Annotated in this window: 10 protein-coding genes, 15 tRNA genes and 1 rRNA gene; 24 read left to right on the top strand and 2 right to left on the bottom strand. The window is 45.5% G+C overall.

The features are described 5' to 3' along the window. Positions 1-51 precede the first annotated feature (51 nt). The 16 genes from rrf (at position 52) to CGZ90_RS15445 (ending at position 1,903) form a co-directional block, all read left to right on the top strand. Positions 52-167: ribosomal RNA gene (gene rrf, locus CGZ90_RS15520) — 5S ribosomal RNA — on the top strand. A gap of 10 nt (positions 168-177) precedes the next feature. Continuing rightward, positions 178-252: transfer RNA gene (locus CGZ90_RS15515), tRNA-Asn, on the top strand. A 2-nt stretch (positions 253-254) separates the two neighbouring features. Then, a tRNA-Ser gene (locus tag CGZ90_RS15510) sits at positions 255-346 on the top strand. A 14-nt stretch (positions 347-360) separates the two neighbouring features. Further along, a tRNA-Glu gene (locus tag CGZ90_RS15505) sits at positions 361-435 on the top strand. 20 nt (positions 436-455) lie between these two features. Beyond that, positions 456-531: transfer RNA gene (locus tag CGZ90_RS15500), tRNA-Val, on the top strand. Between the two features lie 162 nt (positions 532-693). After that, positions 694-770: transfer RNA gene (locus tag CGZ90_RS15495), tRNA-Met, on the top strand. Positions 771-868: 98 nt separating this feature from the next. Beyond that, a tRNA-Asp gene (locus tag CGZ90_RS15490) sits at positions 869-944 on the top strand. A gap of 26 nt (positions 945-970) precedes the next feature. Beyond that, a tRNA-Phe gene (locus CGZ90_RS15485) sits at positions 971-1,046 on the top strand. Between the two features lie 20 nt (positions 1,047-1,066). Beyond that, a tRNA-Thr gene (locus CGZ90_RS15480) sits at positions 1,067-1,142 on the top strand. A gap of 109 nt (positions 1,143-1,251) precedes the next feature. After that, positions 1,252-1,336 (top strand) — tRNA-Tyr (locus tag CGZ90_RS15475). Between the two features lie 29 nt (positions 1,337-1,365). Further along, a tRNA-Trp gene (locus tag CGZ90_RS15470) sits at positions 1,366-1,439 on the top strand. Between the two features lie 23 nt (positions 1,440-1,462). Continuing rightward, positions 1,463-1,538: transfer RNA gene (locus tag CGZ90_RS15465), tRNA-His, on the top strand. Positions 1,539-1,542: 4 nt separating this feature from the next. Further along, a tRNA-Gln gene (locus CGZ90_RS15460) sits at positions 1,543-1,617 on the top strand. Positions 1,618-1,626: 9 nt separating this feature from the next. Next, positions 1,627-1,701: transfer RNA gene (locus CGZ90_RS15455), tRNA-Gly, on the top strand. Positions 1,702-1,714: 13 nt separating this feature from the next. After that, positions 1,715-1,788: transfer RNA gene (locus CGZ90_RS15450), tRNA-Cys, on the top strand. Positions 1,789-1,818: 30 nt separating this feature from the next. Beyond that, positions 1,819-1,903: transfer RNA gene (locus tag CGZ90_RS15445), tRNA-Leu, on the top strand. Between the two features lie 420 nt (positions 1,904-2,323). Here CGZ90_RS15445 and CGZ90_RS15440 read toward each other — a convergent pair. Beyond that, a complete protein-coding gene (locus tag CGZ90_RS15440; protein WP_094253430.1) occupies positions 2,324-2,986 on the bottom strand; it encodes a B3/B4 domain-containing protein in 663 nt (220 codons plus the stop codon). A 72-nt stretch (positions 2,987-3,058) separates the two neighbouring features. On the opposite strand from CGZ90_RS15440, the gene queG reads away from it, so the two are divergent. The 5 genes from queG to CGZ90_RS15415 all read left to right on the top strand — a co-directional run bounded on the left by queG (position 3,059) and on the right by CGZ90_RS15415 (position 7,202). Continuing rightward, positions 3,059-4,204 carry a tRNA epoxyqueuosine(34) reductase QueG gene (queG, locus tag CGZ90_RS15435; protein WP_094253429.1) on the top strand — a complete coding sequence of 382 codons (1,146 nt, stop codon included), beginning with the start codon at positions 3,059-3,061 and terminating at the stop codon, positions 4,202-4,204. A 60-nt stretch (positions 4,205-4,264) separates the two neighbouring features. Then, positions 4,265-4,801, top strand: coding sequence for a methylated-DNA--[protein]-cysteine S-methyltransferase (locus tag CGZ90_RS15430; RefSeq protein ID WP_094253428.1), 537 nt, complete (start codon positions 4,265-4,267; stop codon positions 4,799-4,801). 70 nt (positions 4,802-4,871) lie between these two features. Then, positions 4,872-5,753: an amidase domain-containing protein gene (locus tag CGZ90_RS15425; protein ID WP_094253427.1), complete on the top strand. Its 882-nt coding sequence runs from the start codon at positions 4,872-4,874 to the stop codon at positions 5,751-5,753. A gap of 135 nt (positions 5,754-5,888) precedes the next feature. After that, entirely contained in the window at positions 5,889-6,365 is a 477-nt protein-coding gene (trmL, locus tag CGZ90_RS15420; protein WP_094253426.1) for a tRNA (uridine(34)/cytosine(34)/5-carboxymethylaminomethyluridine(34)-2'-O)-methyltransferase TrmL, read from the top strand. A gap of 276 nt (positions 6,366-6,641) precedes the next feature. Next, on the top strand, positions 6,642-7,202 hold the full coding sequence (locus CGZ90_RS15415; RefSeq protein ID WP_094253425.1) for a DUF5366 family protein: 561 nt from the start codon (positions 6,642-6,644) through the stop codon (positions 7,200-7,202). Positions 7,203-7,221: 19 nt separating this feature from the next. Here the strand turns inward: CGZ90_RS15415 and CGZ90_RS15410 are convergent, their stop codons facing one another. After that, on the bottom strand, positions 7,222-9,054 hold the full coding sequence (locus tag CGZ90_RS15410; protein WP_094253424.1) for a transglycosylase domain-containing protein: 1,833 nt from the start codon (positions 9,052-9,054) through the stop codon (positions 7,222-7,224). A gap of 172 nt (positions 9,055-9,226) precedes the next feature. Between CGZ90_RS15410 and CGZ90_RS15405 the strand changes: the two genes are divergently transcribed. The 3 genes from CGZ90_RS15405 to CGZ90_RS15395 all read left to right on the top strand — a co-directional run bounded on the left by CGZ90_RS15405 (position 9,227) and on the right by CGZ90_RS15395 (position 12,046). Then, positions 9,227-11,122: a PrkA family serine protein kinase gene (locus tag CGZ90_RS15405; RefSeq protein ID WP_094253423.1), complete on the top strand. Its 1,896-nt coding sequence runs from the start codon at positions 9,227-9,229 to the stop codon at positions 11,120-11,122. 136 nt (positions 11,123-11,258) lie between these two features. Continuing rightward, positions 11,259-11,837 (top strand): signal peptidase I, encoded by a 579-nt coding sequence (gene lepB, locus CGZ90_RS15400; RefSeq protein ID WP_094253422.1) that lies wholly within the window; start codon positions 11,259-11,261, stop codon positions 11,835-11,837. 29 nt (positions 11,838-11,866) lie between these two features. Continuing rightward, positions 11,867-12,046, top strand: a complete 180-nt coding sequence (locus CGZ90_RS15395; RefSeq protein WP_094253421.1) for a hypothetical protein — start codon at positions 11,867-11,869, stop codon at positions 12,044-12,046. Positions 12,047-12,112: the final 66 nt, after the last annotated feature.

Here is a 12,112-nt window from a genome sequence, read left to right as displayed (position 1 = left end):
GGAAACGTCGATATCTAGTTTTGAAAGAGCAATCTTTCTAAAAGTATACAGTCTGGTCATGATGGCGAAGAGGCCACACCCGTTCCCATACCGAACACGGAAGTTAAGCTCTTCAGCGCCGATGGTAGTTGGGGGTTTCCCCCTGTAAGAGTAGGACGTGGCCGGGCTGTTACATATTCCACAGTAGCTCAGTGGTAGAGCTATCGGCTGTTAACCGATCGGTCGCAGGTTCGAGTCCTGCCTGTGGAGCCATTGGAGAGCTGTCCGAGAGGTCGAAGGAGCACGATTGGAAATCGTGTATACGGTCAACCCCGTATCAAGGGTTCGAATCCCTTGCTCTCCGCCATACATACCTTAAATGGCCCGTTGGTCAAGCGGTTAAGACACCGCCCTTTCACGGCGGTAACACGGGTTCGAATCCCGTACGGGTCACCATTAACTTACTAACTTAATCCGGAGGATTAGCTCAGCTGGGAGAGCACCTGCCTTACAAGCAGGGGGTCGGCGGTTCGAACCCGTCATCCTCCACCATTACTTTCTTACTCACAGTTCACCTACATAAGCGGGGTGGAGCATGGAGCGTAATCTTCTGTGATTACACGGCGACATGTTTCGACGCATACGCTTCTAAGAGGTACGAGTAGAGGAAGAAACAACAAGCTCGGACACATCGTCCGTAAGCATACTCATTGTCGCGGGGTGGAGCAGTCTGGTAGCTCGTCGGGCTCATAACCCGAAGGTCGCAGGTTCAAATCCTGTCCCCGCAACCAATATTATTTCATGAACTTCGTCGGATAATCATCTGGCTCATGAAATATCAGTAGTGCCGTTTAGGTGCAACCAATTATTTTTCATTCAATTGTTACATGGATCCGTGGTGTAGTGGTTAACATGCCTGCCTGTCACGCAGGAGATCGCCGGTTCGACCCCGGTCGGGTCCGCCATTTATTTTCAAATATATCTTAGAGATGGCTCGGTAGCTCAGTCGGTAGAGCAGAGGACTGAAAATCCTCGTGTCGGCGGTTCGATTCCGTCCCGAGCCACCATATTCCTTAAATACTAATGGGCCGGTTTAGCTCAATTGGTAGAGCAACTGACTTGTAATCAGTAGGTTGGGGGTTCAAGTCCTCTAGCCGGCACCACAATTTGTTTCTTTCAGAATACAAATTGCTGCTAAGAGGAATGTAAGTGATGAATTTCCTCTTGAATAAACGGTGTTTTTGAATTAAAATAGTATTTGTCTCCTTATATGGAGGGGTAGCGAAGTGGCTAAACGCGGCGGACTGTAAATCCGCTCCCTCAGGGTTCGGCGGTTCGAATCCGTCCCCCTCCACCATTTTCTTAGACAAACACAAATTCCTTTACAGGGGCATAGTTTAAAGGTAGAACGAAGGTCTCCAAAACCTTTGGTGTGGGTTCGATTCCTACTGCCCCTGCCATTTACATCTTAGATAACATCATGGCGGTCGTGGCGAAGTGGTTAACGCATCGGATTGTGGTTCCGACATTCGGGGGTTCGATTCCCCTCGATCGCCCCATTATTGGGCTATAGCCAAGCGGTAAGGCAACGGACTTTGACTCCGTCACGCGTAGGTTCGAATCCTGCTAGCCCAGCCATTTTCATATGCGGAAGTAGTTCAGTGGTAGAATACCACCTTGCCAAGGTGGGGGTCGCGGGTTCGAATCCCGTCTTCCGCTCCATTTTTTATTATACGGCGGCATAGCCAAGTGGTAAGGCACGGGTCTGCAAAACCTTTACCCCCGGTTCGAGTCCGGGTGCCGCCTCCATTTTTTTATTTAAAGCACATTCGATTCCATGCCGGTGTGGCGGAATTGGCAGACGCGCACGACTCAAAATCGTGTTCCTTCTGGAGTGCCGGTTCGACCCCGGCCACCGGTACCATCTTACTTTTTTAAAACAAATACTAACAATCAGTTAGACGTTTTCTACTCCGGTAGAGAACGTCTTTTTAGCACGCATCAGATAGAGATTCAATTAAGTTCAACTATGTTAGCTTAGGGCCTGATAATTGTCATATTTGCGTTTCCTGTATCAACAGCACGATTGGACGTAAAGGGTGCTGTTGAGGCAGCATAGGATATTATCGATATGATTAGCTACAAAAGAAGAAGCAAAAGCTTTATGATTCTTTTGTGTTGGAGAATACATTTTGGATAAGCGGTTAAGTTTAAAGCAGGAAAAAGTTCAGGGAATCTAATTTTTTTTGAACAGGTGTCATATTTCACAATGAAATGGACTATATATGAATCAAGCTAGTTGTAGGTTTTAATAAAGCACTTCCCGAATGCGGGAAGTGCTTTATTACGTACAAAGGTCGATTGTATAGTCTCCGCCGTGGACCTGAGTAAACATTTTGGCGATTGATAAGAGAAGTTCTTGAGAAGGCTCTTGATCGAGTGATGGCGGCAGATAGATGATATGAAGAGCATCTGTTGCCTGATCAGTCATCATCGTGCGTTTAGAGTCCACTACAGGGCTTCCGAAAGCGCCTTGTTCGTCGCAGCTGATGAGCTTGCCTTCCATGTTCATTAAACGCCCGTTTAAACCTTCGTATTCGTCTTCGGCAGTGCCAAGCTTTATCGTGACCTCTCCCTTTATATTAGCGGCATCATAAATGCCAAGAGGAAGGGCGTGGCGCAGGGAGAAGAAGTTGTTTACATCTACCGCACTGTTTACAGAACCGAGATCCTTTCCGCTCAGCACTCTGCGGATAAGAGCTTCTGATGCAGGCCGGTATCGTGAGGGATCCATTCCTAAAGCTTTAAAAACGGCTCGATATTCCTGTATATATGGCCAATCAGAAGGCTGTTTTTCCTCTAGGCGGATGGATTCAGTGAATAGTTGGAAACGGCCTTTAATCATTTGCGGAGAATCGCCAACCGCGATATGATGGTATGTAATGAATCCAATTTTAAAGCCAGGGACAAGCTGTTTTATATCAGGGCTGATCGTCCCTTTTTTCATGGCTGTTCACCTCGTTTTTTACTCATAAGTGTATCATATATTTCATAATTCATGCAGAAAGGAGGACGTGTGATGACAGGCGCCCAGTTAAAAGAAGAGTTAATCGCATATAGTAAATCAATCGGCATAGATAAAATTGGGTTTGCCGCAGCTGACGTGTTTCAGCAGCTGAAGCAAAGGCTGATCGATCAGCAGGAACTTGGATATCAATCTGGATTTGAAGAGCCGGATATTGATAAACGGACGAATCCAGAATTGCTTTTATCAGGCGCGTCCTCCATCATTTCAATCGCGCTTGCGTATCCTTCTAAAATGAAGGATGCTCCGAAAAGTGTGAAAGGTGAACGTCGCGGGATTTTCTGCCGTGCGTCATGGGGCAGAGATTACCACCATGTGCTGCGTGAAAAGCTGCAGCTGCTTGAAGCGTTCATTTTAGAAAAGTGCCCGGATGCAGCCGTTAAGTCGATGGTGGATACAGGGGAACTGTCGGACCGGGCTGTTGCGGAAAGGGCAGGAATCGGATGGACCGGAAAAAACTGTGCTATCATCACGCCAGAGTTTGGTTCTTATGTTTATTTAGGAGAACTGATAACAGATCTGGCAATACCTCCAGACACACCTATGGAAGAGCAATGCGGATCATGCAATATTTGTGTTGACGCATGTCCGACTGGAGCTCTTGTTCAGGGAGGGCAGCTCGATTCGAATAAATGTGTTGCATATCTGACTCAGTCAAAGGATTTTATACCAGACCAGTATCGGACTAAAATTGGCAACCGCCTTTACGGCTGTGATACGTGCCAGACGGTCTGTCCTGAAAATAAAAAAAAGGATTTTCACCTTCATCCTGATATGGAGCCCGATCCTGAGATCGCCAAACCTCTGCTGAGACCGCTGCTGAACATGAGCAACCGCGATTTTAAAGAAAAGTTTGGCCATGTCTCCGGCTCATGGCGTGGAAAAAAACCGATTCAGCGAAACGCGATTCTGGCACTTGCTCATTTTAAAGATGAAACAGCAGTGGAGGATCTTTTACATGTAATGAAAGTAGATCCACGGCCTGTAATGAGGGGCACTGCAGCATGGGCCCTTGGTAAAATAGGCGGGGAAATGATAGAGAATCATCTTATAATGGCAAAAGAACAAGAAAAAGATGAGAATGTGCTTTCAGAGATAGAAAAAGGGCTTCAAATGCTTAAAAATGAGCAAATTTCATAATCGCAAATGTTTTCAATGTCGGATAGTATAAAGGACAAGTAACGAAAAGAAGGGATACTTATGTGTCAGATAAAAACCGTACTCTACTATGAGGAATGTGAAAGCATACTCGGTCCGCTTACGATAATTTCTACCGATAAGGGGATCTGCCGGCTGGATTTTGGCACATTAAACGAGAACCTTCCATCGCTTCAAGCATGGATGGCTAAGTTTTTTATTAAAGGAGAGCTTGTTCATGCTCCTCTGAAGCTAGCCTCGGCAATTGATCAGTTAAAAAGCTATTTTAATGGAACATTAAGAGAATTTGTAATGGACTTTGATTTATACGGCACTCCCTTCCAGAAAAAAGTTTGGGAGCAGCTCGCGGGAATACCTTATGGCACGACTTGCTCTTACAAGGAAGTGGCTTCAGGAATCGGCGCTCCAAAGGCAGTAAGAGCGGTAGGATCAGCCAATAACCAGAATCCTGTTCCTGTATTTATTCCGTGCCACCGTGTAATCGGCAGTAATGGCGCCCTTGTGGGATATGGAGGCGGTCTTGATAAGAAAGAAATACTGCTGAGCATCGAGCATAACAGCTGTCAAAAAACGTCCTAGAACCCAATTGCGGGTTCTTTTTTTTTGCCGCTGACTCATATGTTAAAGAAGCAGAGAGGAGTGGCAGCAAATGTGGACGAATATCCTGAAAAATTATATACAGAACCAGTCACAGTGGATGATCGGCAATGAGCGGACGTCCAGAGTTTTTTACTTGATGAAAGAACAGGAAAGCTTTAACCGGAAAAAGGAAATGCTGAAGGAGCGGAAGGCGAGCATCGTAAATAATCAGACAAGCGGCTCGATTGTCCGGACTGCTGAAGCTGATGGAAAAACACAAGTCGATTACCTTGTGCATCACAGTCTGCTTATCAAGCAAGGCTATGACTTTTATGTGGAAGAGCTTGTGCAGGAAAGGAGAAGTGTCTTTGAAGACGACGTCATGCTGAGCGACTCGCCGATCGTTGAAGAAGGAAGTTCCACTGACGCTAATAAAATAGATCGTGACACCTCACCGCCAGATATGCGTAAGGGCGTCTATCAGAGGATGGAAGCGGTCAAATACGCAGAACGCTGGTGGAACACTCACAATCCGGCATTTAAGTCGTTTGATGTTAACTGCACGAATTATGTATCACAGTGCATCAATGCGGGCGGAATCCATATGACCAATCACGCTGTACGGACGAAAGGCTGGTGGATGAGGAACAACAGCTGGAGTTACAGCTGGAGTGTAGCTCATGCTTTCCGGTGGTTTTTAAGCGGTTCACGCAGCGGGCTTGTTGCAGAAGAAAAGCATTCTGCAAGCCAGCTGCTGCCTGGGGACATCGTCTGTTATGATTTTAATGGTGACGGGCGCTGGGAGCACAGTACGATTGTCGTCGCGAAGGACCCTATGGGAGAGCCTTTAGTTAATGCGAACACGACGAACAGCCGGATGCGCTATTGGGGCTACGAAGACTCGACAGCTTACACGAAAAGGATACAATATAAGTTTTTTCACATCGTTTAATTTGTTTAGGGGGTACGGTACCATTTAATAAATTTGGCTTAGATGCTGAATTTTATTTAAATGGTACCGTACCCCCTCTTCGTTGAGAGGGCATGCTATAATAGTCGCAGCAAAGTATTTTAAGAGGTGAGCTTTTTGGCAATTCATGTTGTACTTTATCAGCCGGAAATTCCGGCGAACACAGGAAATATAGCGAGAACTTGTGCAGGAACGGACACACATCTTCATCTCATCCGTCCGCTGGGCTTTTCGACAGATGACAAATACTTAAAGCGTGCAGGACTTGATTATTGGGAGCACGTGAACCTGACATATTATGATGACATTCAGGAGCTATTTGACCGGTATCCAGAAGGCAAGTTCCATCTTGTCACGAAATTCGGAGAAAAGAATCATACTGATTTTGATTATTCCAATCAGGAAGAAGAATACTTCTTTATCTTTGGAAAAGAGACAACAGGACTGCCAAGAGAGTTGATCGATGCGAACCGTGAGACATGCATGCGATTGCCGATGAACGAAAACATCCGCTCGCTTAACTTGTCTAACACGGCAGCCATCCTTATTTATGAAGCACTCAGGCAGCAGGATTACCGTGATCTGCGCAAATAAGCACAAATAAAAAAACGTCCCGTGTAATCGGGGCGTTTTTATATGTATAGCGATATTAGTTCTTTCCAGGCCGGTCGTTGTATCCCGCTGTGAAAATGGCGGACAAGAACGCGAGCATAACAAGCAGTATAAGGATGAAACTCATTTTGCCGTCCTCCTTTTGCATAAGTCTTTCCATATTTTCTTTATTTATTATAAAGGAAAAAGAAAGCGCTGTGAATCTAAAATGAGTATAATTAGTACAGGTTTTATCTAGAAAGGGGCAAGCAGTCAATTTTGAAGAAAAATGTATACATCACAGGGTATCTGCCGCTGTTTTCTATCATCTTGTTCAGCAGCGCATTTGCGATACATATTGAACGGCTTTTAATTGTTAAACTTAAATATTTCGGTGTTTATCAAGGCATGCGTGAAATGTTCTCGACGCAGACCATACATCTTTCAGCAGGGTTTTGTTTATTTTTGCTGTTTTTTATGAGCTTGGCTGCATTAAAGCTCTTATCCGATTCTGTCATGCAGCTTGGGCTCTTTTTCTTTTCTTCTGACACGGAAGGAGAAACGCTCCGAAAGACAAGGCAGGGCGGATGGATCTTTTTTGTGGGAGCCATGATTGCCGTCGTGCTGAACTTTAGCTTTGCCGTAATTTTATCTGTCTTTGCAGTCAGCGCTATTGTTTATTTCTTTTATTTCTTGCTAAAAGCAAGCGCGCATATGGGGACAGTGAATCTGATCGGTATGGTGTTTTTGCAGCTGTTTTTCTGGGCTGCGTTCGGTCTCGTTACGGCGTACACCGTCATTAGGCTTTATAACGCGCTGATGGCCGGAATCGCCTCATGACTGTCCACCAGCCTTAATATCACCGGCTGTGAGCGTATGACATAACATCGCGCCAAATGCCGATCTGCGGCTGAATGCCTTCAACAAATCCGATCGATCCCGGCTTATCTCGTCCGATCCAGACGCCTGACGTGTAGCGGTCAGTCAATCCTATAAACCAGAGATCTTTCACATTGTTAGTTGTACCGGTTTTACCGCCGAGATACGACGGTCCGGAAAAGGCTGCACGCCGTGCGGTCCCGGAAGAAACAACGCTGCTGAGAAGCGACCGCATCTTTTCATTCGTGTCCGGACTCCAAACAGGAGTGCCGGACTTTTTCCATTGAAAAAGAATCTTGCCGTCTCTGTTCTTGACTGTACGGATCGCATGAGGTGCAGTATAGATTCCATTACTTGCATACGTGCTGTAAGCAGAGGTCAGTTCAAGCGGCGAAAAGCCATACTCGAAACCGCCAAGCGCCGCAGGCAAGCGGTGATCATTGTTAGAGATCCCTTTAAAGTGAAAGGGCTCTAGATATTTAAACGATTGTTTAACACCAGTTGTTTTCAGCAGCCTCACAGCTGTTGTGTTGATAGATGAAGCTAGCGCCTGGCCGAGCGGCATATGGCCGTATACAGCACCGCCATAGTTCTGAGGACAATATCCGCTCTCGCAAAACGGCCGAGCATCAATAAGAGTGGATGCATTAGCATTAAATTTATCTATATAAGGGGTATACACCAATAGCGGCTTGATAGCAGAACCAGGCTGGCGCCTGCTTTCGTAAGCACGGTTGAAATCGGTATAGCGGCTGTTCTTCCCGCCGGCAAGAGCTGAGATTTCATGCTTTGCATGATCCACGACCACAACTGCACCCTCGACCTCCTCGTAAGGAAGGAACTGAACGAGTGACTGTTCGGACTTCTCCTGCAATGATGGGTCTAAGGATGTCTCTATCGTCACTCCTTCTGCTATCAGCTTTGATACCTCTTGATCAAGTTTTGCTCCTTTGAGTCCTTTTTTATTTTCCGCGATCAGCTGCTTCAATTCTTCTCTCACATAAGCTGCATAGCCAGGAAACTTTTCAGCTGGCAACTGCTGTATAACCTTCATCTCTTCGTTTAAAGCTGTAAGATACTCATTTTTAGAAATAGCTTTTTGCTCCAGCATCTTCTTTAATATCCACTTTTGGCGCTTTTTTGTCTGTTCAAGCTTTGTCACTGGATTATAAAGTGATGGGTTGTTCGGTATCGCGGCAAGTAGAGCTGTTTCAGCAGTGGACAGCTCTCCAGCGCTCTTGCCAAAGTAATACCGGCTTGCAGATTCAATGCCATAAACACCGTTTTGAAAATAGATGGTGTTTACATATAGCTCCAGGATCTTTTTCTTGCTCAGTGACTTTTCGATCTCATATGAAATCAGGAGCTCTTTCAGCTTGCGGTCGTAAGTCTGCTCGTGTGTGAGGAACAGGTTTCTTGCCAGCTGCTGTGTTATCGTGCTTGCGCCTTCCTGAATTCCTCCGCCGCGGAAATTGATGATGAGCGCGCGTGCAACGGCTTTTCCGTCAATGCCGTGGTGGGTGAGAAAGTCTTGATCTTCTGTCGAGATAAAGCTTTGTATCACTTTTTTAGGTATAAGCTCATAGGCTATGTAAATTCGGTTTTCTGTTCCTCTAAACTCGAAAAAAGTGCTGCCGCTGCTGTCGAGCACCGGACTGTTTTTCTGAAGAGGATAGTCGGTAACATCCGCAATGGATTTTACCGTATCACCGATCGGCGTGTATGAATGAATTTCCTTGCTTAAACCTGTAAACGCGGCCCCGATGATACCTAGTAAAAATACGGCCGCTGCAAAACCAAATAATCGATTCATGCTGCACCTCTTGCCTGTCTTTGTAAATTCACCCCTATTTTACCATGTCAGTAACTCTGTTTAGGAAATATTCTTCTTATCCGAAAATAATGTTTCCATCGAATGATTACGGACATCCTCGCATAGAGTAGATTAACACTTGATGGAGCCAATACAATCAAGGGAGGTACTCATGGATATTTTATCGAAAATACAATTGCACCGTGAGGAGGAGCAGCGTCTTGTGTGGGAAGGTACTTTTGCCGAGTATCTTGATATTTTAAAAGAGCGGCCGCATGTAGCTCAATCAGCACACTCCCGCGTTTATAACATGATTAAAGACGCTGGCATTGACACCTTCAATGGTCAAAAGAAGTACCGTTTTTTTGACAACCAAATTTTCGGACTTGAAGAAGCGATTGAACGGCTTGTAGAAGAATATTTTCATCCGGCAGCCAAGCGGCTTGACGTGAGAAAGCGGATCCTGCTGCTCATGGGTCCTGTATCTGGCGGGAAATCTACACTAGTGACGATGCTTAAAAGAGGACTTGAGCAATATTCCAAAACAGACAGCGGTGCGGTTTATGCCATTAAAGGCTGCCCGATGCATGAAGATCCGCTACATCTCATCCCGCACCACCTCAGACAGGACTTTTTTGAAGAATATGGCGTAAGAATTGAAGGAAGCCTGTCCCCGCTAAACACGATGCGCCTGGAGAAAGAGTACGGAAACCGTATTGAAGATGTCATTGTAGAACGGATTTTCTTTTCTGAAGACAAGAGGACAGGAATTGGAACATTCAGCCCGTCAGATCCCAAATCCCAGGATATCGCGGACTTGACCGGCAGCATCGACTTTTCAACGATTGCTGAATACGGTTCTGAATCCGATCCGCGCGCATACCGTTTTGACGGAGAACTCAATAAAGCGAACCGCGGTATGATGGAGTTTCAGGAAATGCTCAAGTGTGATGAGAAATTCTTATGGCATTTATTATCTCTTACCCAGGAAGGCAACTTTAAAGCAGGCCGATTTGCATTGATCTCTGCGGATGAACTGATCGTTGCACATACGAACGAAGCGGAATACCGTTCATTTATCGCCAACAAGAAAAATGAGGCGCTGCACTCCCGTATTATTGTCATGGCTGTACCATACAACTTGAAGGTTTCTGAAGAAGAGCGCATTTATGAAAAAATGATTCAGGCGAGTGACATGTCGCACGTGCATATCGCGCCGCATGCGCTGCGTGTTGCCGCGATATTCTCTATCTTAACTAGGTTGAAGGATTCGAAAAAACAAGGCATGGATCTGCTGAAGAAGATGAGACTGTATGACGGCGAGATCGTGGAAGGCTTTAACCATGTAGATCTGGAAGAGCTGAAGCGCGAGTTTGCTGATGAAGGCATGAGCGGGATCGATCCGCGCTATATCATCAACCGGATTTCGTCCACGATCATCCGCAAGGAAGTGCCTTCAATTAACGCGCTGGATGTGCTGCGTTCTCTTAAAGATGGACTTGACCATCATGCATCCATCTCGAAGGAAGACAAAGAGCGCTATGTGAACTATATTTCCGTTGCCCGCAAAGAGTACGACGAGATCGCGAAAAAAGAAGTGCAAAAGGCGTTTGTGTATTCTTATGAAGAATCAGCGGTCACGCTCATGGATAATTATCTTGATAACGTGGAAGCATATTGCAACAAGAACAAGCTGCGCGATCCCCTGACGGGTGAGGAAATGAGTCCGGATGAAAAGCTGATGCGCTCGATTGAAGAACAGATCGGCATTTCTGAGAACGCGAAAAAAGCGTTCCGAGAAGAAATTCTGATCCGAATCTCGGCTTATGCGAGAAAAGGGAAGAAGTTTAACTACCAGTCGCACGAAAGACTGCGTGAAGCGATACAAAAGAAACTTTTTGCAGATTTGAAGGATGTTGTAAAGATTACAACATCGTCCAAAACACCGGATGAGTCGCAGCTTAAGAAAATAAATGAGGTTATCGCCCGTCTTGTCGACGAACATGGCTATAATACGACCAGCGCCAATGAGCTTCTGAGGTATGTGGGAAGCTTGCTTAACCGATAATAGTGATACCAGCATACTTGGATGAAGCAAGGCATCCGGGTATGCTTTTTCTCACTATTCAGAACTGATATATTGAATTTCAGTACGTTAAAATGGTAAATTGATACTAAAGAGATAGGTAAAGGAAGTGGACCTCATGAGCTCTGACAGAGAAAGAAACGGCTTGCTTGACTGGATTAAGGCAATAGGAATCGCTCTAATACTCGCGATTGTAATAAAGAAATTCTTGTTTGAGCAGTACGTGGTTTACGGGGAGTCTATGATGCCGACAATCGAGAACGGAAACCGGCTCATCGTTAACAAAATCGGCTATGAGATTACAGAGCCAAAGCGTTTTGACTTAATCGTTTTTCACGCGAATGAAAAAGAAGATTATATTAAACGAGTGATCGGCTTGCCAGGTGAACATATCGCTTACCGCAATGATCAATTATATATAAATTATAAACCGGTAGCCGAGCCTTATTTGAACGAGTATAAAAAGCAAGTGCCCAACAGCAACCTCACTGGCGATTTTACATTAGAAGAGATTACAGGCGGATTGAAGAAAATCCCTAAAGGGCAGATTCTCGTACTTGGGGACAACCGTCTGCACAGCCAGGACAGCCGGCATATCGGGCTTGTAAAAATAAAGGATGTGATCGGGAAGGCGAATATTCGCTACTGGCCGGTCGACGAGATGAAGGTTTTTGACGGTTTGGAAAAAAAGGAATAGGGGAAAATAACCATCAAGAGGTGATTCCCTTGAAAAACGAAAAAGAACAGGACAAACGAAAAAATAGCTCAATGGCATCAACATTTGAAGAAATGAAAGAACACGGAAAAATCATGGAACATGTATCTTCTAACAAGGAAGTAAAGAAGAGCGGCAAGACCCCTGATCCGCAGCAGCTTGAATCGGATCAGGAACAGGAAGATAAATAAGGAGCCCCATTCCGCTTGGCGGAGTGGGGTTTTTTGTGTTTTTATTATGGAGCGGGAGTGCGCGGG

This window comes from Fictibacillus aquaticus, assembly GCF_002245695.1.
Taxonomy (GTDB): domain Bacteria; phylum Bacillota; class Bacilli; order Bacillales; family Fictibacillaceae; genus Fictibacillus; species Fictibacillus aquaticus.
Note: the sequence above shows the minus strand (reverse complement) of the source record. Positions and strands in the feature narration are given on the sequence as shown.